This is a genomic window from Actinoplanes sp. NPDC051475 (assembly GCF_040689425.1).
Taxonomy (GTDB): domain Bacteria; phylum Actinomycetota; class Actinomycetes; order Mycobacteriales; family Micromonosporaceae; genus Actinoplanes.
Genome location: NZ_JBFAZZ010000004.1, coordinates 161,303 through 182,076, shown reverse-complemented (window position 1 = coordinate 182,076; position 20,774 = coordinate 161,303). Strand labels below are relative to the sequence as shown.

Annotated in this window: 18 protein-coding genes; 13 read left to right on the top strand and 5 right to left on the bottom strand. The window is 70.3% G+C overall.

Annotation, left to right across the window (positions count from 1 at the left end; all coding sequences use genetic code 11):
* The first annotated feature begins 275 nt into the window (after positions 1–275).
* The 11 genes from ahcY (at position 276) to raiA (ending at position 12,708) form a co-directional block, all read left to right on the top strand.
* The gene (gene ahcY / locus AB0368_RS10345; RefSeq protein WP_366153512.1) at positions 276–1,742 is read left to right on the top strand and encodes an adenosylhomocysteinase; all 1,467 of its coding nucleotides are present in this window, start codon (positions 276–278) and stop codon (positions 1,740–1,742) included.
* Between the two features lie 179 nt (positions 1,743–1,921).
* Positions 1,922–2,767, top strand: coding sequence for a helix-turn-helix transcriptional regulator (locus AB0368_RS10340; protein ID WP_366153511.1), 846 nt, complete (start codon positions 1,922–1,924; stop codon positions 2,765–2,767).
* A 46-nt stretch (positions 2,768–2,813) separates the two neighbouring features.
* The gene (locus tag AB0368_RS10335) at positions 2,814–3,008 is read left to right on the top strand and encodes a DUF397 domain-containing protein (RefSeq protein ID WP_366153510.1); all 195 of its coding nucleotides are present in this window, start codon (positions 2,814–2,816) and stop codon (positions 3,006–3,008) included.
* Positions 3,009–3,151: 143 nt separating this feature from the next.
* Complete coding sequence (gene efeU / locus AB0368_RS10330) at positions 3,152–4,012, top strand: iron uptake transporter permease EfeU (RefSeq protein ID WP_366153509.1); 861 nt, start codon at positions 3,152–3,154, stop codon at positions 4,010–4,012.
* Positions 4,013–4,024: 12 nt separating this feature from the next.
* Positions 4,025–5,167, top strand: coding sequence for an iron uptake system protein EfeO (gene efeO, locus AB0368_RS10325; protein WP_366153508.1), 1,143 nt, complete (start codon positions 4,025–4,027; stop codon positions 5,165–5,167).
* A 7-nt stretch (positions 5,168–5,174) separates the two neighbouring features.
* Complete coding sequence (gene efeB / locus AB0368_RS10320) at positions 5,175–6,425, top strand: iron uptake transporter deferrochelatase/peroxidase subunit (protein WP_366153507.1); 1,251 nt, start codon at positions 5,175–5,177, stop codon at positions 6,423–6,425.
* A gap of 114 nt (positions 6,426–6,539) precedes the next feature.
* Positions 6,540–7,229 (top strand): MtrAB system response regulator MtrA, encoded by a 690-nt coding sequence (gene mtrA / locus AB0368_RS10315; RefSeq protein ID WP_366153506.1) that lies wholly within the window; start codon positions 6,540–6,542, stop codon positions 7,227–7,229.
* 162 nt (positions 7,230–7,391) lie between these two features.
* On the top strand, positions 7,392–9,110 hold the full coding sequence (gene mtrB / locus AB0368_RS10310; protein ID WP_366153769.1) for an MtrAB system histidine kinase MtrB: 1,719 nt from the start codon (positions 7,392–7,394) through the stop codon (positions 9,108–9,110).
* Positions 9,107–10,951, top strand: coding sequence for an LpqB family beta-propeller domain-containing protein (locus AB0368_RS10305; protein WP_366153505.1), 1,845 nt, complete (start codon positions 9,107–9,109; stop codon positions 10,949–10,951). The genes mtrB and AB0368_RS10305 overlap by 4 nt, the downstream gene beginning before the upstream one ends.
* A 57-nt stretch (positions 10,952–11,008) precedes the next feature.
* Positions 11,009–11,884 (top strand): phosphoribosyltransferase family protein, encoded by an 876-nt coding sequence (locus tag AB0368_RS10300; protein WP_366153503.1) that lies wholly within the window; start codon positions 11,009–11,011, stop codon positions 11,882–11,884.
* Positions 11,885–12,087: 203 nt separating this feature from the next.
* Entirely contained in the window at positions 12,088–12,708 is a 621-nt protein-coding gene (gene raiA, locus AB0368_RS10295; RefSeq protein WP_366153502.1) for a ribosome-associated translation inhibitor RaiA, read from the top strand.
* Between the two features lie 177 nt (positions 12,709–12,885).
* Here raiA and AB0368_RS10290 read toward each other — a convergent pair whose 3' ends face one another.
* On the bottom strand, positions 12,886–14,019 hold the full coding sequence (locus AB0368_RS10290) for a GNAT family N-acetyltransferase (RefSeq protein ID WP_366153501.1): 1,134 nt from the start codon (positions 14,017–14,019) through the stop codon (positions 12,886–12,888).
* Positions 14,016–15,146, bottom strand: a complete 1,131-nt coding sequence (locus tag AB0368_RS10285; protein ID WP_366153500.1) for a GNAT family N-acetyltransferase — start codon at positions 15,144–15,146, stop codon at positions 14,016–14,018. Before AB0368_RS10285 ends, AB0368_RS10290 begins: the two co-directional genes overlap by 4 nt.
* 219 nt (positions 15,147–15,365) lie before the next feature.
* Here AB0368_RS10285 and secA point away from each other — a divergent pair, with 219 nt between their 5' ends.
* Positions 15,366–18,257, top strand: a complete 2,892-nt coding sequence (gene secA / locus AB0368_RS10280; RefSeq protein WP_366153499.1) for a preprotein translocase subunit SecA — start codon at positions 15,366–15,368, stop codon at positions 18,255–18,257.
* A gap of 299 nt (positions 18,258–18,556) precedes the next feature.
* On the opposite strand, the gene AB0368_RS10275 is transcribed toward secA, so the two are convergent.
* The 3 genes from AB0368_RS10275 to AB0368_RS10265 form a co-directional block, all read right to left on the bottom strand.
* Positions 18,557–18,919 (bottom strand): Rv3235 family protein, encoded by a 363-nt coding sequence (locus AB0368_RS10275; RefSeq protein WP_366153498.1) that lies wholly within the window; start codon positions 18,917–18,919, stop codon positions 18,557–18,559.
* Between the two features lie 545 nt (positions 18,920–19,464).
* A complete protein-coding gene (locus AB0368_RS10270; protein WP_366153497.1) occupies positions 19,465–19,707 on the bottom strand; it encodes a helix-turn-helix domain-containing protein in 243 nt (80 codons plus the stop codon).
* Positions 19,708–19,808: 101 nt separating this feature from the next.
* Positions 19,809–20,258 (bottom strand): Lrp/AsnC family transcriptional regulator, encoded by a 450-nt coding sequence (locus AB0368_RS10265; RefSeq protein ID WP_366153496.1) that lies wholly within the window; start codon positions 20,256–20,258, stop codon positions 19,809–19,811.
* Between the two features lie 93 nt (positions 20,259–20,351).
* Here AB0368_RS10265 and AB0368_RS10260 point away from each other — a divergent pair, with 93 nt between their 5' ends.
* Positions 20,352–20,765: a rhodanese-like domain-containing protein gene (locus AB0368_RS10260; protein WP_366153495.1), complete on the top strand. Its 414-nt coding sequence runs from the start codon at positions 20,352–20,354 to the stop codon at positions 20,763–20,765.
* Positions 20,766–20,774: the final 9 nt, after the last annotated feature.

Below are 20,774 nucleotides of genomic sequence, written 5' to 3'. Positions count from 1 at the left end.
GCGCGCGGTACCAAACCGGGGGGATGAACGGGGCGGCGGGTCTTTGACTCGTCGCCCCGTTCGCTGTACCCAGCATTCCCGGCCGAGGCGTGGAGCCCCAGCCTGGAGCGCGAGGCCTGCAGGCGTCGGCCGGCCGTGAGGTGCCGATGAGGCTCGTGCGGTTGGTGACTGTGTGCCCGTACCGAAAAGGTCTGGTTTGCGACAGCACAACCACCCACCTCCGGGACAAAAGCCGCGCGTAGAGTGAACCGCTGCCGATCCCAGACCTCAGGAGCATGATGACCAGCACGCGCCCCACGTCCGTGGCGGAGGGCGACTACAAGGTCGCCGACCTCTCGCTCGCCGCTTTCGGCCGCAAGGAGATCGAGCTCGCCGAGCACGAGATGCCCGGCCTGATGTCGCTTCGCAAGGAGTACGGCCCGAGCCGGCCGCTGCGAGGCGCGCGGATCTCCGGCTCGCTGCACATGACCATCCAGACTGCCGTCCTCATCGAGACGCTCACCGCCCTCGGTGCGCAGGTGCGCTGGGCGAGCTGCAACATCTTCTCCACGCAGGACCATGCCGCCGCCGCGATCGTCGTCGGCCCGGCCGGTACGCCCGAGAAGCCGCAGGGTGTGCCCGTCTACGCCTGGAAGGGCGAGACGCTGGACGAGTACTGGTGGTGCACCGAGCGGGTGTTGCTCTGGCCGGACGGCGAGGGTCCCAACATGATCCTCGACGACGGCGGTGACGCCACGCTGCTGGTGCACAAGGGTGCCGAGTTCGAGAAGCTGGGCGCCGTGCCGTCGGCCGACAGTGCGGACTCCGAGGAGTACGCGGTCATCCTCAAGCTGCTCGCCCGCTCGCTGAAGGAGGACGACCGCCGCTGGACCCGCGTCGCGGTGGCCATCAAGGGCGTCACCGAGGAGACCACCACCGGCGTGCACCGCCTCTACGAGATGCAGCAGAACGGCACGCTGCTCTTCCCGGCGATCAACGTCAACGACTCGGTGACCAAGAGCAAGTTCGACAACAAGTACGGCTGCCGCCACTCGCTGATCGACGGCATCAACCGGGCCACCGACGTCCTCATCGGTGGCAAGGTCGCGGTCGTTTTCGGGTACGGCGACGTCGGCAAGGGGTGCGCGGAGTCGCTGCGTGGCCAGGGTGCGCGGGTCATCGTCACCGAGGTCGACCCGATCTGTGCGCTGCAGGCCGCGATGGACGGCTACCAGGTGGCGACGATGGAGGACGTCGTCGAGACGGCGGACATCTTCGTCACCGCGACGGGCTGCTTCGACGTCATCACGAGCGAGCACATGGCTCGGATGAAGCACCAGGCGATCGTCGGCAACATCGGCCACTTCGACAACGAGATCGACATGGCGGGGCTGGCGAAGCGCAAGGACGTCACGCGGGTGACCGTCAAGCCGCAGGTCGACGAGTGGAAGTTCACGGACGGCCACTCGGTCATCGTGCTCTCCGAGGGGCGCCTGCTGAACCTGGGCAACGCCACCGGCCATCCCTCGTTCGTGATGAGCAACAGCTTCTCTAACCAGACGATCGCGCAGATCGAGCTGTTCACGAAGACCGAGGACTACCCGGTCGGCGTCTACGTGTTGCCGAAGCACCTGGACGAGAAGGTCGCCCGGCTGCACCTGGGCGCGCTCGGCGTGCGGCTCACCGAGCTGACCAAGGAGCAGGCCGCCTATCTCGGCGTCGCCGTCGAGGGGCCCTACAAGCCGGACCACTATCGATACTGAAGACGCGGAAAAGCGAACCGGTGGTTGCCGCCGCCGGTTCGCTTTCTCCTGTCCGCGCGCCGCCCCCGCAGGCGATGCGCAAGTTCGTACCTCTTCTCCCATTAGCACATGGTCCCGCCGGATCTGCAAGTGCATAAAGTGCCATGCAAGTTGCACTGAGTGACCGGTACGGTGGGCGCGTGGCTAGACCGACATCGATGGCAGCCCGCCGTGAGCTGGGTGAGGAGCTTCGCCGGTTGCGCGGTGACCGCCGGGGCGCCGACGTGGCGGCCGCACTCGGATGGTCGGAGTCCAAGCTCAGCCGCATCGAGACGGCCCGTACGGGGATCAGCGACGCGGACCTCGAACGGCTGCTGCACGAGCTGGGGGCGCAGGCCGGTGAGCGGTGGCGGGAACTGGCCAACAGGGGGCGGGCCCGCGTCTGGTGGGCCCCGTACCGGTCGTCGGTCGCCGAGCGCTACGACGAGTACGTCGCCTTCGAGGCCGAGGCCACGCTGATGTGCGAGTGGGAGGCTCAGCTCGTCCCCGGCCTCCTGCAGACCGACGAGTACGCCCACGCGGTGATCCGGGCCGGCGCCGACGTGCGCGACGAGGAGACGCTGGAACGCCGTACGGCCCTGCGGATGGCCAGGCAGAGCGTGCTGTCCCGGGATCCGGCGCCGCGGCTGTGCGTGGTGCTCGACGAGGCCGTGCTGCGCCGCCAGGTCGGCGGCCCGGGGGTGCTCCGGCGCCAGCTTCAGCGCCTGCACGACGCCAGCCGGCGTCCCGGCGTCGAGGTGCTGGTCCTGCCCTTCGCCGCCGGTTCGCACGCCGCGCTGACCGAGGCCTTCGTCATCTTCGAGTTCGCCGACCGCCCGCCCGTGGTGCACAGCGAGGACCTGATCGGCGGTCTGCTGCGGACGAAGGAGGCCGAGGTCGAGGTCTACCGCGAGGCCTTCGCCGATCTGCGCGCCCGTGCGCTGCCGCCCGACGAGACGCGGGAGTTCATCGCTCTAACAGGCGACGAACTGAACTGGATTGATTAGATCTTCGTTTAAGTCTGCGAGTAACCATCCGTAAAGGGGCATCATCTTGCAGAACACGGCTCTCACCTGGCGAAAGAGCACCCGTAGCGGGGCGGCGGGGCACTGCGTGGAGATCGCAAGGGCGACCGCCGCGGTCTTCGTCCGGGACTCGAAGGACGCCGCCGGACCGATGCTGGAGTTCGGCTTGCCGGGGTGGCTGGAATTCATCGCGGGCGTCCGCGCCGGAGAGTTCGACCGCTGACCGGGCGGGCGGTCCCCGGACCGCCCGCCGCTCGCGCGGGTGTTTGTGACCTGCCCGATAGCGCCGTGGCTTGACGGAACCCGCTCGCTCGTGACTAAGGTATGCCGAGCCTTACTTAGGGATGCCTTAGCAAACGGAGTGCCATGCTCGCCACCTACCTCATCGGTTTGCGCGAGGGGTTGGAAGCCACGCTCGTGGTGAGCATCCTCGTCGCCTTCCTCGTGAAGGCCCAGCGCAAGGACCGCCTCGTGCAGGTGTGGGCCGGTGTCGGGCTCGCCGTGGTGCTCTCCGTCTTCTTCGGCTGGCTGCTCAGCTACACCTCGACCACGCTGCTGCAGAAGTACGAGCACCGCGAGCTCTTCGAGGCGATCACCTCGGTCCTCGCCGTCTGCTTCGTCACCTGGATGATCTTCTGGATGCGCCAGGCTGCCCGCTCGATCGCGGGTGACCTGCGCAGCAAGCTCCAGGACGCGCTCGCGGTCGGTTCGCTCGCGGTCGCCGTGATGGCCTTCCTCGCCGTGGTGCGCGAGGGCCTCGAGACCTCGCTGATCTTCTACTCCGCCGTGCAGGGCGCGTCGTCCAACACCGGGCCGCTGCTCTCGCTGCTCGGCGGCATCGCCTCGGCCGTCGTCATCGGCTGGCTGATGTTCGCCACCGCCGTACGGATCAACCTGTCGGTCTTCTTCAAGTGGACCGGCGCGCTTCTGATCCTGGTCGCGGCCGGCATCCTCAAGTACGGCGTGCACGACTTCCAGGAGGCGAACGTGCTGCCGGGGCTCAACTCCCTGGCGTACGACGTCAGCGGCGTGCTGAACCCCGACGCCTGGTACACCGCCCTGCTCACCGGCATGTTCAACATCACCCCGACGGCGTCGGTGCTGGAGACCATCGCCTGGGCCGCGTACGGCATCCCCGTTCTCGCGATCTTCCTCTGGCCCGCGCGCAAGTCGGCGCCGGCGCCCGCTCGTGAAACCCCCGCCCCGGCGCCCGCGCCTCAGCAATAGGAGAACCGTTCCATGCGTACCACCCCCTTGCTCGCGCTGGCCGCTGCCGGCCTCCTGGGCGGCACCCTCGCGGCCTGCGGCAGCGACGACGCCGACAAGCCGGCCGGCACCGCCGCGGGCGGCCCCATCACCGTGAAGGCGTCCGACACCGCGTGCGAGATCGGGAGGAGCACGGTCGACGCGGGCACGACGGTCTTCTCCATCACCAACGGCGGCAACAAGGCCACCGAGTTCTACGTGTACGCCGCCGGTGACCGGGTCATGGGCGAGGTGGAGAACATCGCTCCCGGCCTCTCCCGGGAGCTGCACGTCGAGCTGCCCGCCGGCACGTACGAGACCGCGTGCAAGCCGGGCATGACCGGCAAGGGCATCCGCGCGGCGTTCACCGTCTCCGGCTCGGCCGCCCCGCTCACCGCCGACGCCAAGGTCGCCGCGGCCACCGACAGCTACTCCCGCTACGTGAAGAGCCAGACCGCCGCGCTGCTGCCCAAGACCGAAGAATTCGTGGCGGCGGTCAAGGCCAAGGACGTCGAGAAGGCCAAGGCGCTGTACCCCGTCGCCCGCACGTACTGGGAGCGCATCGAGCCGGTCGCCGAGGTCTTCGGTGACCTCGACCCGAAGATCGACGGGCGCGAGGAGGTCATCGAGGAGGGCATGCCGTTCACCGGCTTCCACCGCCTCGAGAAGGACCTGTGGGCGGCCAGGCCCGACCTCTCCAAGGACGGCGCGATCGCCGACCAGCTGCTGGCCGACGTCAAGGAGATCGTCGCCAAGGCCGACGCCGAGAAGCTCTCCCCGCTGCAGCTTGCCAACGGCGCCAAGGAGCTGCTCGACGAGGTTGCCACCGGCAAGATCACCGGCGAGGAGGACCGCTACTCGCACACCGACCTGTGGGACGTCAACGCGAACGTCGAGGGCTCCAAGGCCGCGATCGCGGCGCTGCGCCCGGTGCTGGAGGAGCGGGACGCGGCGCTCGTCAAGACGCTCGACACCGAATTCGCCAACGTCGAAGCCGCGCTGGCGAAGTACCGCGCCGGCGACGGCTGGAAGCTGCACAACCAGCTCACCCAGGCCGACCTGAAGAGCCTCTCGGACGCGATCAACGCCCTCGCGGAGCCGATCTCCAAGGTCGCCGCGGTCGTCTCGAAGAAGTAGGGGTTTCATGATCGAGAGCACGGTGTCCCGCCGGCGAGCCATGACGCTCGCCGGCGTCGGCGTAGCCGGAATTGCCGGAGTCGCCGCCGTCGGCGGCGCCCTCGTCCGCGGTGAGATCGCCGACGACGATGCCGGCGCGGCCGTCGACGCGATCGCCTTCACCGGCGAGCACCAGGCCGGCATCGTCACGCCCGCCCAGGACCGCCTGCATTTCGTTGCGTTCGACGTCATCACCAAGGACCGCGAACGCCTCGTCGCGATGCTCAAGGACTGGACGGCGGCCGCCGCCCGGATGACCGCCGGCCGCGACGCCGGCGAGATCGGGGCGGTCGACGGCACGCCGGAGGCCCCGCCGGACGACACCGGTGAGGCGCTCGGCCTGCCGCCGTCCGGGCTGACCATCACGGTCGGCTTCGGCCCGACGCTGTTCCGCGACGCCGACGGCAAGGACCGCTTCGGCATCGCCGCGAAGCGCCCGCCGGCCCTCGACGACCTCCCGCGCTTCCCGGGCGACGTGCTCGACGCCTCGCTGTCGGGCGGCGACCTCTGCGTCCAGGCGTGCGCGAACGACCCCCAGGTGGCGGTCCACGCCATCCGTAACCTCGCCCGGATCGGCATGGGCGTGGTCAGCGTGCGGTGGTCCCAGCTGGGCTTCGGGCGTACGTCCTCCACGTCGCGGACGCAGGCCACGCCCCGCAACCTGTTCGGCTTCAAGGACGGCACGGCCAACCTCAAGCTCGAGGAGGCCGACCTGCTCAAGCAGCACCTGTGGGCCCAGCCCGGCGACGGCCCCGACTGGATGACCGGCGGCTCCTACCTGGTCACCCGCAAGATCCGGATGATCGTCGAGACCTGGGACCGTACGTCGCTGTCCGAGCAGGAGACGATCGTCGGCCGGCACAAGGGGACCGGCGCGCCGCTGGGAATGGCCAAGGAGTACGACGAGCCCGACGTGAAGGCCCTGCCGGTGACCTCGCACGTGCGGCTGGCCCACCCGGACCTCAACGGTGGTGCGCGGCTGCTGCGCCGCGGCTACAACTTCGTGGACGGTTCGGACGGGCTGGGGCGGCTCAACGCGGGCTTGTTCTTCATGGCGTACCAGCGGGATCCGCGCAAGCAGTTCGTGCAGGTGCAGCGCAATCTGTCCCGCCACGACGACATGAACGAGTATCTGAAGCCGGTGTCGCAGGCGTTGTTCGCCTGTCCCCCGGGGGTGTCGGGCCCGGACGATTTCTGGGGGCGGTCGCTGTTCTCCTGAGCGTGGTTTCCCCTTTGTTTTCCCCGCCCGCCGGGACATGATCAGCAGCGGCGCCCACGGTTGATCGACGGGCGGTCACACGGGTCGGAAGGGGACAGTGCAATATTGGATCGCATGAGAGCCCGCGTACTCGTCGTCGACGACGACCCCGCGCTGGCGGAGATGCTCGGCATCGTCCTGCGCAGCGAAGGTTTCCTGCCCTCTTTCGTGGCCGACGGTGAGCGGGCCCTCGCCGCGTTCCGGGAGAACAGGCCCGACATAGTCCTGCTCGACCTGATGCTGCCCGGCATGAGCGGCATAGACGTGGCCCGGGCCATCCGCGCCGAGTCCGGCATCCCGATCGTCATGCTCACCGCCAAGAGCGACACGGTCGACGTCGTGCTCGGCCTGGAGTCCGGCGCCGACGACTACGTGGTCAAGCCGTTCAAGCCCAAGGAACTCGTGGCACGGATGCGGGCCCGCCTGCGCCGCGGCGAGGACGCCGCGCCCGAGCTGCTGACCATCGGCCCGCCCGGCAACCAGATCACCATCGACGTGCCGGCGCACACCGTCACCCGTGACGGTGAAGAAGTGAAGCTGACGCCGCTCGAGTTCGACCTGCTGGTGGCCCTGGCCCGCAAGCCGCGCCAGGTGTTCACCCGCGAGGTGCTGCTCGAGCAGGTGTGGGGCTATCGGCACGCGGCCGACACCCGACTGGTGAACGTGCACGTCCAGCGGTTGCGGGCCAAGATCGAGCCGGACCCGGAGCGGCCGGAGATCATCCTGACCGTACGCGGGGTGGGGTACAAGGCCGGCACCGGCTGAACCCCTCGATTCGTCAGAGGTTGGTAAGCACCAGGGGGCGGGTCCAAGGCCCCTGACGGGCTAACCTTGCCCCCGATGCGTGCTCCAGCCTGGCTCCCGATGCCGATCCGCCGCACCCTCCGGATGGTGCGGCGGTATTGGCGCGCCGCCGTGCGCCGCGGGATGCAGGTCTCGGCGCCCGGCCGCCGGGCCTGGCGGCGTTCCCTGCACCTGCGGGTCGTCACCCTCACCCTCGTCGCCTCCAGCCTGCTGGTCGGCGGTTTCGGCTGGTTCATCGCCGGCCGCAGCACCACGATCCTGCTCGACCGGGCCGAGGACGAGGTCCGCTCGCAGATGCAGAGCAAGGTCGACTACGCGACCAAGCAGCTCACCGTCCACCGGCAGGTGCGCGACCCCAAGCTCCCCACCACCATCAACGACACCGTGACCCGCCTCGCCGACGGCGACCCGGCCGAGAGCGGCGGCGCCATCGTGTCCCTGCGCGCCGACAACTTCCCCGACCTCAAGCCGGTCACCTCCGCCAAGGTCGACACCACCTCGCTGATCACCCGCGAGCTGGTCCACGACGTCGCCGGCGAGGGCCTCGTCGCCCAGCAGATCCGCACCGCCGAGGTGGGCGGGGTCCAGACCAAATACCTGGTGTACGGCTCACCCGTGCCGGCCAGCTTCGGCCACGTGGAGCTCTACTACCTCGTCCCGCTGACCACCGAGGACCGGGCCGCCAACCAGATCCGCACCACGGTCCTGGTCACCGGCATCGCGCTGGTCATGCTCCTCGGCATCGTCGCCGGCCTGGTGACCCGCATGGTGGTCACCCCCGTGCGGGTCGCCGCCCGCACCGCCCAACGGCTCTCCGCCGGCCTGCTCGACCAGCGCATGAAGGTCGACGGCGAGGACGATCTGGCCCTGCTCGCCGCCTCCTTCAACCAGATGGCCGCGAACCTCCAGCGCCAGATCGTGCGCCTGGAGGAGATGTCCCGGCTGCAGCGGCGGTTCACTTCCGACGTGTCCCACGAGCTGCGGACGCCGCTCACCACCGTACGCATGGCCGCCGACCTGCTCTTCGCCCAGCGCGACGAGTTCGAGCCGGCCGTGGCCCGCAGCGCCGAGCTGCTCCAGGCGGAGCTGGACCGCTTCGAGAGCCTGCTGACCGACCTGCTCGAGATCAGCCGCTTCGACGCCGGCTTCGCCGCGCTGGACGCCGAGCACACGGACCTGGTCCCCATCGTCGAGCGGGTCGCCGAACGCCTCGCCGGTCTGGGCGAACGGGTGGGCGTCACCATCGAGTTGCGCCTGCCGGACACGCCGGTCATCGCGGAGGTCGACCCCCGCCGCGTCGAGCGCATCCTGCGCAACCTGGTCGGCAACGCGGTCGAGCACGGCGAGGGCAAGCCGGTCGAGGTCACCCTGGCCACCGACGAGGCGGCCGTCGCCGTCACGGTCCGCGACCACGGCGTCGGCCTCAAACCGGGCGAGGAGCGCCTCGTCTTCAACCGTTTCTGGCGCGCTGACCCGTCCCGGGCCCGCCAGACCGGCGGCACCGGCCTCGGCCTCTCCATCTCGGTCGAGGACGCGCGCTTGCACGGCGGCTGGCTCGAAGCCTGGGGCGAACCGGGCGGCGGGGCCCAGTTCCGCCTGACCCTGCCGGTCCGTTCCGGCGACCGCCTGGTGGCAGCCCCCCTTCCCCTCATCCCACGGGATCGCGCTGTCGACGAGCTCCCGGCCGCGCCCGCTCCCGCAGCGTCCGTCACCGGAGCCATCGTCACTGGAGCTGCCGTCACCGCAGCGCCTTCTTCGGCGGCCGCCGAGTCGGCGGGCGACGCCGGTGCGCGCGGCGGACCGGCCGGAACCGGACCCGCGCCCGCGGAGGTGGGCCGATGAGGCTGCTCCTGATCCGCCGCCGACGTCCCGCGGCGGTCCTCCTCGCCGCCGCGCTCAGCGGCGCGCTCGTCCTCAGTGGCTGTGGCATCCCCGACAACACCGAGGTCACCAAGGTCGGCCGCGGCCCGTCACCCGGATTCGCGTCCGGGGACGACGGGGCGCCGCCGCGGCACGAGCGGGACGCGACCACCGACACCGCCGACTTCGTGCGCTACTACCTCGAGGCCGCCGGCGGTGATCCGGACACCGCGCTCGAGCGGGTCCAGAAGTTCCTCTCGCCCTCGGCCGCCGCCACGTTCAAGGCGCCCAGCGAGATCAAGGTGGTCCACCTCGCCGACACCCCGCTGGTGAACCCGGGCAGCGACAAGGTCACGCTCAAGGTGCAGACCCTGGGGGTGCTCGGCCACAACGGCGTCCTCGGACCCGCGCCGGACACCGGCATCCAGACGTACGAGCTGACCGTCGCTGCGATCACCGGCAAGGACGGGCTGTTCGTCACCAAGGCGCCGCCGGTGCTGCTGCTCAGCGACGAGGCGCTGACCACCTTCTTCGAACGCCGGACCATCTACTTCTGGAACCACGAATTCACCGAGCTGGTGCCCGACGTGCGGTATCTGCCCGCCGACATGCCGTCGGAGCAGGAGCCGCAGCAGATCATCAAGTGGCTGATCGAGGGCCCGTCGAGCTGGCTGAAGCCCGCGGTGGAGGCGCTGCCCGAGGGCACCGTGCTGCTCGGCAACGTGCCTGCCGTCGCCGACGACAAGCTGCAGATCAACCTCAGCGCGCAGGCGCTCGAGCCGCCCGACGACCCGAAGGCGCTCGACCGGCTCCGGCGCCAGCTCCAGTGGTCGTTGAAGCCGAACCTCTCGCGCGTGCTGGAGCTGAAGATCGGCAACGAGGAGCAGAACGACTACGACAGCAACGATTACCTCACCAGCAACCCCACGTACAGGCTGGCCGACCCGCCCGAGCGGTTCCTGATCTACAACGGCCAGATCCGGCGGATGTCCCGCACGCCGGGCGCCACCGACCCGGTCCCGGTCATCCGTCCGGAGGCCAACCGCAACGTGAAGGCGGCGGCCCTCGCCCACAGCCCGGGCGACCGCCGGTACGCCGCCCTGGTCGCCGCCGAGGGCAACCGCCAGGTGCTCAGGGTCGGCGACGCGGCGATGGGGGATCAGACCGACCTGCGGCGGGTGGCGCTCCCCGGCGGCTCGACCGGCCAGCCCGTCTGGGCGATCACCTCCGACGACCCGCAGACCGGCGCCATCGGGCTGATCACCGTCGCGGGAAGGCTCTACAGCTTCTCGGTGGACGGCTCGCCGGTGCGCGCGGTCACCTGGCCCGGCCCGTCCGGCTGGATCTCGGCCGTGGCGGTCGCCCCGGACGGACGCCGGATCGCCATCGTCGTCGGCGGCAGGCTGTACCTGACGGCGATGACGGCCGACGGCGACGGCCCCCACCTGTCGTCGCCGTGGCCGGTCCAGGTCCCGGCGCTGCGCTCGGTCTCGGCCGTCGACTGGGGTACGGAGACCTCGGTGCTCGTCGCCGGGACCCGGGCCGACCGCGACCGGGTCGCCATCATCGACACCGCCCTCGACGGCACCGACTCCACCGAGCCCCAGCCGGACATCGGCACCGAGACCGTCACGTACCTGGCGGCCTATCCGGTCAGCCCGGTCACCGGCAAACCCTCCCCGGACGTCGTGCAGTACATGGCCAACGGCGCGGCCTTCGACGTGCTCTCCGGCCCGGTACGCATCGGCATCGGCGACCTGGCCGACCCGGTCACGAACCCGCCCACGGGAATGGTCCCCACCGCGCCGTTCTTCCTCCGCTGACCGGGGCAGGGCGACTCCGTGCCGAGCGGACATCTCCTAGCCGATCTGACAGGCCTCGTGCTGCCGAGCGGGCGTCTGTCCGGCGATCTGGCCGGCCTCGTCTTGCCGAGCGGGCGTCTCTTCGCCGATCTCGCCGATCTCGTTCTGCCGAGCTCCTGTGCCGCCTGTGGGGCCGAGCGCGTGCCGCTGCGGCGTGGCACCTGTGCGGCCTGCGTAGCGGCGCTGGAGGCGCTCCGGGCGTACTCGACCAGCCCGATCCCACCACCGCCCGGTATGCCCGCCTGTGTCGCTCTCAGCGGCTATGGCGGACCGATGCGCGGAATGCTGCTCGCGTACAAGGAGAGGGGCTGGCACCGGCTCGCCCAGCCGCTCGGGGCGCTGCTCGCCTCGGCCGTCGCCGAGATGGCGGTCCGGGCCGGCGGCGGGCGCCACCGGCCGCTGGTCGTCATTCCCGTGCCGTCGACAGCGAGCGCGGCCCGCGAGCGGCACGGCGACCACATGGCGCGACTGGCCGCACACGCAGTGCGGCGGCTGCGGCGGGCCGGTTGGGAGGCTGATCTCAGCCGGCCGCTCCGGGCGCTTCCGCGTGGTGATTCCGCATCACTGACCGTAGCCGAACGAGCGGCGGCGGCTGAGAGTTCCCTGCGAATCAAGGGGGCTCGGATCCGCATTCCGCGACGGCGGCCGACGATCGGAGGCACGCTGATAGTGGTGGACGACATCGTCACGACGGGGGCCACACTGGCTGCCGTGACGGGACGGCTCCGGGAGGCGGACATGCAGGTCGCAGGGGCTGCGGTGCTGGCGGCGACGCGACTGCGCAAGGCTCGTGGGGCGCAACCGGGCAACCGCCCGGGTGCGGTCGCGCCAGAGGCGAAAGTCCTCACTCCCATTCCCCGAACGAGGGGTGACGGGCAGCCGTCGGCAGGTTAGCGTCTTGGTGACGAGGGTAAGCGACTCGCCTTACCCGCCACCGGAGCGAAGTCGACCAGTCTGACGGCTAGATCTGACTCGCCGCACCGGAAAGGAGCGTCCTCGTAAGCCGATTCGGTCACGTGCGCGGATTGCTCCGGGATCCCCGTCGTCACCGAAACCAGCACACCGCGTCGAAGTGCAAACGTTGGGGGAGGTCACGAGTGGACATTGTCGTCAAGGGCCGCAACGTAGAGGTTCCTGATCACTATCGGGAACATGTCGCCGACAAGCTGGCAAAAGTCGAACGCTACGATCAGAAACTGATCAGAGTCGACGTGGAGCTCTTCCACGAGCGCAACCCGCGGCAGTCAGACAACTGCCAGCGCGTGGAGATCACGGTTGTCACCCGCGGGCCCGTGATCCGGGCCGAAGCCACCGCCAAGGATTTCTACGGCGCCCTCGACTGCGCCATCAACAAGCTCGACGGGCGCCTGCGCCGTGCCGCCGACCGCCGGCGAGTGCACCGCGGACGCCACGCGCCGGTCTCCGTGGCCGCCGCGACCGCCGGGCTGCCGACCGACCTGCCGAGCGTCACGCCGCAGGCCGAGAACTCCGCGACGACCGCCGACCTGGCCGAACACGACAACAACCAGCCCTGGCGCATCGTGCGCGAGAAGGAGCACCCCGCGGACCCGATGACCGTCGACGACGCTCTCTTCCAGATGGAGCTCGTCGGCCACGACTTCTATCTCTTCCACGACAAGGAGAGCGGCCGGCCCAGCGTCGTCTACCGGCGGCGTGGCTACGACTACGGCATCCTCAGCCTGGAAACGACCGCGTAGACGGCCTCTCCTCCTCCGGGACGGCAGCGATCCCGTCCCGGGGAGGACCCGGGAATCCGCCCCGCGATCCGGCGACCGATCCGCTGAGCGCAACGCCGGGCGATCCGCTGAACGCGACACCGAGCGCAACGCCGAGCGATCTGCTGAGCGCAACGCCGGGGTGACAGCGATGCCGGCTCAGCCGTCCATGCGGGGACCCTCGGTCAGCAGGTCCTCCGCCAGCAGCGCGAACTGGACGTCGTCGCTGCGGCGGGCTCCGGCCCCGGGCAGGCGCGAGCGCAGATACGCCTCGCGCTTGAATCCCGCCTTCTCCAGCACGCGCTGCGAGCCGACGTTGTCCGGCAGCGCCCCCGCGATCAGGCGGGCGATCCCCGTCTCCGCGAACGCCCACAACGACACCAGCTGCGCCGCACGGGTCGGATAGCCCCGGCCGCGCCAATGCGGCAGCATGCTGTAGCCGATCATCGCCTGGCCGGTGCGCGGCTCCTGGTAGTAGAGGCCGATCTCGCCGGTCGGCGTACCGGTGGCGGTGTCGACGATGACCAGGTCCGCGCGGTCGCCGGCCAGCCAGTGCGACGGGGCCCAGGCGCAGCGCCGGCGCATCTGCTCGGGGCTGGGCCGGACCGGCGGGACGCTGGTCGCGACGACATCCGGCTGCGAGTGCAGGTCCACGTAGAAGTCGACGTCCGACTCGGCCAGCGGGCGCAGGGTCACCACGCCGTCGGTCAGTTCGCCGCCGGGAAGGTCGGGGAGCAGCCGGTCCACCGGGCCCGGCGGGTCACCGGCCAGCCGCGCGTACGCGAGCACGTCGTCACGCTTGCCGTCGTGACCGGGCAGCGCCGCCCGGCGTACCCCCTCGGGCTGGAACCCGGCAGCGAGCGCGACCCGCTGGCTGAGCGCGTTCTCCCGGTGGGTCAGAAGCTCGAGCCGGGCGAGCCCGGTGCGGAACGCGTGCTCGGAGAGCGCCCGGACGGCCGCCGTGGCCACGCCGCGGCCGCGCGCCCACGACCCGGTCCAGTAGCCGATCTCGGCCTGACCCCGCCCCGGCTGCACCCGGTCCATGCCGATGCCGCCGAGCACGCGGTCGCTCACCGGGTCGGCCACCGCGTAGAAGCCACCGCCCGCGGCGAACAACCGCGGCGCGAGCTCATGCATGTACTCCTCGGCGTCCGAGCGCGTGAACGGCACCGGCAGCGCCGCCATGAACCGGCGCATGTCCGACTCGTTGTAGCCCGCCACCAGGTCGTCCAGGTCCGCGGGACGCAGGCCGCGCAGACGGACGCCGTCGCCCGGGATCGTCGGCACGATCACACCGCCTCACCCCTGGGCAGCGACGCCGCCTCACCCCTGGGCAGCGAACCCGCCTCACCCCTTAGCAGCGACGCCGTCCAGCAGTCGCGCCGCTCGCCGCCGATCACCAGCGCCTGCCGCTGCAGACCTTCCATCGTGAATCCCGCCTTCTGCGCCACCCGCCGCGACGCCTCGTTGCCGACCTCGGCCCGCCACTGGATGCGCGCCAGCCCCAGCGTGTCGAAGGCCCAGCCGCAGATCGCGCGGACGGCTGCCACCGCGTACCCCCGGCCCCGCGCGCTCTGCGCGACGAAGAAGCCCACCTCGCCCACCGCCGGGTCCGCGCCGGTCAGCCTTAGATCAACCGATCCCATGTACGCGTCATCGCGGTCCACAACCGCAAACACGGCTTCTTCGCCTCCGGACCACCGCCGGGGCACGGTGACGGCCACATGGCGCAGGGCGTCCGCCGCGGTGTACGGCAGTCGCACCCCGAACCACCGCACCACCTCGGGGTCGTTGCGGCAGGCGACGACGGCGGGGACGTCCCGCTCCGCAGGTTTGCGCAGAGTGAGTGTTTCGGCCGAGATCGTCGGGTGCTCGCCGCCGAAGGTCCGCGCTGTCCGGCGTACCGAAGAAGCCACGTCGGTGCCGGGCAGAGTGAGGTCCTCCCTGGTCAGAGCGGCCGTCCACGTGTCCGGGGCGGGTCGCGTGCCGATCATGCGGAAGCCCAGCCGGAGCGCCGTCAGGCGCGAGGCATGATTACCCACCGTGGCCCTCCAGTCGATCCTGGTCAGGCCCTCCTCGTCGAACGCCCACAGGAGTAACGCCCGGCCCGCGCGCTCGGTCACTCGGCGCCCGCGAGCCCACGGCGCCGACCAGTAGCCGAGCGCCGCCGTCCGGCCCGCCGGGTCGACGGCGTTGAGCGCGACGCTGCCGACGAGATCTTCTTCGTCGAAGATGCCCAGATGCAGGCCTGTCCCGGCGCTTATGAAGGTCTCGGCGTCCTCCAGCCGGTACGGCGAGGGCAGCCCCGTCAACCACCGCTGCAGAACCGGGTCCTGACACGCCCGAAATATCGCATCGGCGTCCTCGGGCTGCCACGGCCGGACATGCAACTCGTCGACGCGGAGCTCAGGGGGGTGCACGGGGGCCATCCTGCCCTCGGCCGCGCGGGAGCCGCCACCGGGTTGCGCGTGCCGACGCGCGACCCGGGTGCGAGGTTGCAGGGCCGGCGGAGATGCGCTGTCAGCGAACTCTCAGCCCTGTTTCGTCGTCTTTGCGAGTTTAGTAGGAGGCTCGGGTCACGGCTCCCCCAGGAAGACGCCTACGATGGTCCGGCAGACCGTCTAGGGGAGCGTTGACCCGTGTCGATTTTGGAAAAAGTCCTTCGCGCCGGTGAAGGCCGCATGGTGCGCCGCCTCAAGGCGATCGCCATGGCGGTCAACTCGATCGAGGGGGACTACACCGACCTCACCGACGACGAGTTGCGCGAGCAGACCGAGCAGTTGAAACAGCGCTACGCCGACGGCGAGTCGCTCGACGACTTGCTGGTCGAGGCGTTCGCGGTGGCTCGTGAGGGGGCTCGCCGGGTGCTCGGGCAGCGCGCGTACGACGTCCAGCTCATGGGCGGCGCCGCGCTGCACTTCGGCAACATCCCGGAGATGAAGACCGGTGAGGGCAAGACGCTCACCGGCGTCTTCCCCGCCTACCTCAACGCGCTCAGCGGCGAGGGCGTGCACATCATCACGGTGAACGACTACCTCGCCCAGCGCGACGCCGAGTGGGTCGGCCGGGTGCACACGTTCCTCGGCCTCACCGTCGGCGTCATCCTGCCCAACCGGCCCTCCGCCGAGCACCGCGCCGCGTACCACTGCGACATCACGTACGGGACCAACAACGAGTTCGGCTTCGACTACCTGCGCGACAACATGGCGTGGTCGTCCGCCGAGCTCGTGCAGCGCGGGCACAACTTCGCGATCGTGGACGAGGTCGACTCGATCCTCATCGACGAGGCCCGTACCCCGCTGATCATCTCCGGTCCGGGCGAGCACTCCGCCCGCTGGTACGGCGAGTTCGCCGCCCTGGTCGGCCGCCTCCAGAAGGGCAAGGACGGCGAGGGCGACTACGAGGTGGACGAGGCGAAGCGCACCGTCGCCATCACCGAGCGCGGCGTCTCCCGCGTCGAGGACCGCCTCGGCATCGACAACCTGTACGAGTCGGTGAACACCCCGCTCGTGGGCTACCTGAACAACGCCATCAAGGCCAAGGAGCTCTACAAGCGGGACAAGGACTACATCGTCGACGAGAACGGCGAGGTCCTCATCGTCGACGAGTTCACCGGCCGCATCCTGCACGGCCGCCGTTACAACGAGGGCATGCACCAGGCCATCGAGGCGAAGGAGGGTGTGGAGGTCAAGCAGGAGAACCAGACCCTGGCGACCATCACGCTGCAGAACTACTTCCGCCTCTACAACAAGCTCGCCGGCATGACCGGTACGGCGCAGACCGAGGCCGGCGAGTTCAACCAGGTCTACAAGGTCGGCGTCGTGAGCATCCCGACGCACCGGCCCATGATCCGGATCGACCACCCGGACGTCATCTACAAGACCGAGAAGGCCAAGTTCAACGCGGTCATCGAGGACATCGCCGAGCGGCACGCCACCGGCCAGCCGGTGCTCGTCGGCACGGTCTCGGTCGAGAATTCCGAGATCCTGTCGACGCTGCTGCGCCGCCGCGGCATCCCGCACAGCGTCCTCAACGCGAAGTTCCACGCCCAGGAGGCGCAGATCATCGCGCAGGCCGGCCGCAAGGGCGGGGTCACGGTCGCGACCAACATGGCCGGCCGCGGCACGGACATCCTGCTCGGCGGCAACCCCGAGTTCCTGGCGGCGGCGGAGCTGCACCAGCGCGGCCTGGACCCGGTGGAGAGCCCGGAGGAGTACGCGAAGGCCCTCGAAGAGGTCATGCCGTCCGTCAAGGAGGCCTGCGAGCAGGAGGCGGCCGAGGTCATCGCCGCCGGCGGCCTGTACGTCCTCGGCACCGAGCGGCACGACTCCCGCCGCATCGACAACCAGCTCCGCGGCCGCTCCGGCCGCCAGGGCGACCCGGGCGAGTCCCGGTTCTACCTGTCGCTGCAGGACGACCTGATGAAGCGTTTCCGCGCCGGCGCGGTCGAGGCCGTCATGGAGCGCTTCAACATCCCCGAGGACGTCCCCATCGAGTCGAAGATGGTGACCAGGCAGATCCGCAGCGCCCAGACCCAGATCGAGGGTCAGAACGCGGAGATCCGCAAGAACGTCCTCAAGTACGACGAGGTCCTCAACAAGCAGCGCATGGTCATCTACGCCGAGCGCAAGCGCGTGCTCGACGGCGAGGACATGCACGACCAGGCCCAGCACATGATCGACGACGTCGTCGCCGACTACGTCCACGCGGCCACCTCGGACGGCTACGCCGAGGACTGGGACCTCGAGCAGCTCTGGACCAACCTCAAGCGCCTGTTCCCGCTGAGCCTCACGATCGAGGACGTGGTCGAGGAGGCCGGCGGCGAGCGCAGCAGCATCGACCAGGACTTCCTCATCGCCCAGGTCAAGGAGGACGCGCAGCGCGCGTACAAGGCCCGCGAGGACGAACTGGGCGAGGAGGCGGTCCGCGAACTCGAGCGCCAGGTCCTGCTCGCGGTGATCGACCGCAAGTGGCGCGAGCACCTCTACGAGATGGACTACCTGCAGGAAGGCATCAGCCTGCGGGCGTACGCCCAGCGCGACCCGGTGGTCGAGTACCAGCGCGAGGGCTTCGACATGTTCAACCAGATGATGGAGGGCATCAAGGAGGAGGCGGTCGGCTTCCTCTTCAACCTGGAGGTCCAGGTCGAGGAGGCCCCCACGGTCACCGTCGACCCGTCGCAGGCCCGCGAGCTGCCTGCCACCGACGAGCCGGAGCAGCACGTCGAGGTCCGCGCCAAGGGCCTCGGAGGCTCCCGCCGCCCGCAGAACCTCCAGTACACCGCCCCGGCCATCGACGGCGAGGCCGGAGCCGGAGCCCCCCAGATCCAGCAGGCCCCGGAGCAGCAGGCGCCCGCCCTGGGCCTCGGCGCTGCCCCGGTCGTCCCGGCCAGCCCGGCCCACACGGGCGCCCACCGGGCCGGCAGCTCGGGCCAGGCGGAGGCGGGCAACGGCCCGTCCCGCAACGCCCCGTGCTACTGCGGCTCGGGCAAGAAGTACAAGCGCTGCCACGGCGCGCCCGGCGCGGTCTGATCGGTTCCGGGCTGGTCTTCGGGCCGCCCGGTGCTTCTCGAATCCCGGCCTCCGCGAGCTGTTCGCGGGGGCCGGTTTCGTGTCCTGGCCTCCGCGGCTTGTTGGCGCGGCGGCCGGTTTCGTAACGCGGCCTCCGCGACCCGTTCGTGGGGCTGGTCTTCGTGTGCCCGCGGTTCAGCGTTATGGGGCCTGGCCGGCCCTCGCTGTGGTGCCCAGGGGTGGCCGTCGAGTGTGGCGCCCAGGACGGCCGCCGCCTGTGGTGCTCACCGGACGCCCCGGGTGACTCGATGGCCTGCTGGTCAGATCAGACGCAGGACGGTTGCCAGCCAAGCTTCGTCGTGCTGTTCGAGGCGTAGGGCCATCGCCCAGGTCCGGTCGCCGATGAGCAGCAGGACCGCCGCCTCCACCGCGCCCGGGCGGGGTTCGCAGAGGCTGGACCTCAGCACTGCCACGGGAGCGGGGCGCCGGAAGCGGGTGTGGAGGCGGCGGGCTTCCGCGACTCTCTTCGCGCCGTCCAGTCCCTGGGCCACCACCGTGGCGGCTTCTCGCGGCTGGGCGAGCCGGCGGAGGTGCGCCGCCGGGCGGTAGCCGTTGAGGACCTCGACGCAGGAGCCGACGAATCTGCGGACGGCCAGCTTGGCATCGGGGGAGGCACCGACCACCGGCGATCGGCGCGCCGCTCGCTCGGACGCCGCGGCTGCGGACTCCCCAAACGCGGACTCCCCAAAGGAGTCGGCCTGCCCGGACAGCGCCGACGGCGCGAAGCGGGTTGATGGCGCGAAGCCGGTTGATGGCGTGGAGTGGGTTGATGGCGCGGAGTGGGCTGAAGGCGCGGAGGGTGCGGTGGAGGCGGGCGGCTCGGACGATGTCGCGGGTCTTCTGGATCCGGAGGCCCGGGCCGTCAGGCGGCTCCAATCGAGCGTCAGTTGGTGCGGAGAGGACCATGCCTCCGGCTCGCGCTCGTCATCGAACGGCGGGTCGCAGCGGGGCGCCCTGCGCAGCCTGATTGCCGGTGCTGCCTGCTGTTTCTCCAACTCGGCCGTCGACACACCGCACCTCAATCCTTGCGTTTGCCTTCGTTTGCCTACGACGACGAGTGTGGCGGCTGAGCGTGATGACGGTCAATGCCAGCTTCGGAGCCTGTGGAAAACTGCGAACGGACCACTCGGTCGGTGCCGGCTTCGGAGCCCCCGGAGACGCGAGCGGTCTACTCGGCGTCGCGGTCGACCAGCGGATTGTCCTGCACCCAGGCGGCGGTCTCCGCGTACTTCTGCTCGATATAGGCCTCGAGCTTCGCGCGCTCTACCCGCCACTGCCCGCGCCCACCGATTTTTATGGCGGGGAGTTCACCGCTGCGGACCATGTGGTAGACCTGCGAGTCGGAGACGTTCAGCTCCGCTGCCACCTCGGACAGCAGCATGAACCTGGCCTCCACAAGTCCTCCGCTCATCGGGCGCGCCTTGATGGAGCCTTAGTTTGCCATCGTTTGCTTAGGACGGCTCAAGCGGTTCCGGCGGCCTGTGCAAAGAGAGCGGAGCGGGCAGCGAGCAGCTAGGCCTCGAGCGCCCGGCCTGTGAGCGGGCTTGAGTAGACCACACTGGTCGTCACCGGTCCCAGGCCCGAGATCCGCCCCGTGACCTCCTCGAGGTGCCGCATCGACCGGGTCATCACCTTGAGGACGAAGCAGTCCTCGCCCGTCACGTGATGCGCCTCGATGATCTCGGGGGTGCTGTCCAGCAGCGCGTGGAACGGCTTGTAGTTCCCGGTCGGGTAGCGCAGACGCACGAAAGCCATCACGGTGAGCCCGACCCGCTCCGGGTCGATCGCGGCGCGGTAGCCGGCGATCACCCCGGACTCCTCCAGCTTGCGCACTCGCTCCGCGACCGCGCTCGGCGACATCGCCACTGCCCGCGCCAGGTCTGCGTAGCTCGCACGGCCGTCTCGTTGGAGCTCCGCAAGAAGCCGCCAATCGGTACGGTCGAGAGCAGCATCAACGGTCACGGCGGCAAACTACCGTCGGATCCACGGCGAAGGCAATGGATGGCCGTGGTCGTACCGTGGGCCGAAGGCGACCTTGTCCCTAGCGTGATCGGCATGAGAACACCCGCTGAGATCTTCGCCGAACGCCTCGCCACGCAGACCGATGTCGCCGACGTCCGGAGCGCCCCGCCCGGCGGTTTCGTGCTCGTCGACTCCCGTTCCCGGGAGGCGTGGGATCAGGGCCACCTGCCCGGCGCCGTGCACCTGCCCACCGCGGACATCGCCGGCCGGGCCGCCGAGCTCATCGATCCGGCGACGCCCGTGGTGACCTACTGCTGGGGTCCCGGCTGCAACGGTGCCACCCGTGCTGCCTTGGCGTTCGCGCTGCTCGGGTACGAGGTCAGGGAGATGCTGGGCGGCGTCGAGTACTGGATCCGCGAGGGCTTTCCGCTGGCGACGGCGGCCGGGGAGGTCGTCCGGGACCCGGATCCGCTCGTCGCCCCCACCGGTGTCGCGTGCGGCTGTTGAGAGCCACAG

Coding starts and splice junctions, on each gene's coding strand:
- AB0368_RS10270 (WP_366153497.1), bottom strand. CDS start 19,707: ATGAGCGGAGGACTTGTGGAGGCCAGGTTCATGCTGCTGTCCGAGGTG.
- efeU (WP_366153509.1), top strand. CDS start 3,152: ATGCTCGCCACCTACCTCATCGGTTTGCGCGAGGGGTTGGAAGCCACG.
- mtrA (WP_366153506.1), top strand. CDS start 6,540: ATGAGAGCCCGCGTACTCGTCGTCGACGACGACCCCGCGCTGGCGGAG.
- AB0368_RS10260 (WP_366153495.1), top strand. CDS start 20,352: ATGAGAACACCCGCTGAGATCTTCGCCGAACGCCTCGCCACGCAGACC.
- ahcY (WP_366153512.1), top strand. CDS start 276: ATGATGACCAGCACGCGCCCCACGTCCGTGGCGGAGGGCGACTACAAG.
- AB0368_RS10305 (WP_366153505.1), top strand. CDS start 9,107: ATGAGGCTGCTCCTGATCCGCCGCCGACGTCCCGCGGCGGTCCTCCTC.
- efeO (WP_366153508.1), top strand. CDS start 4,025: ATGCGTACCACCCCCTTGCTCGCGCTGGCCGCTGCCGGCCTCCTGGGC.
- mtrB (WP_366153769.1), top strand. CDS start 7,392: ATGCAGGTCTCGGCGCCCGGCCGCCGGGCCTGGCGGCGTTCCCTGCAC.
- efeB (WP_366153507.1), top strand. CDS start 5,175: ATGATCGAGAGCACGGTGTCCCGCCGGCGAGCCATGACGCTCGCCGGC.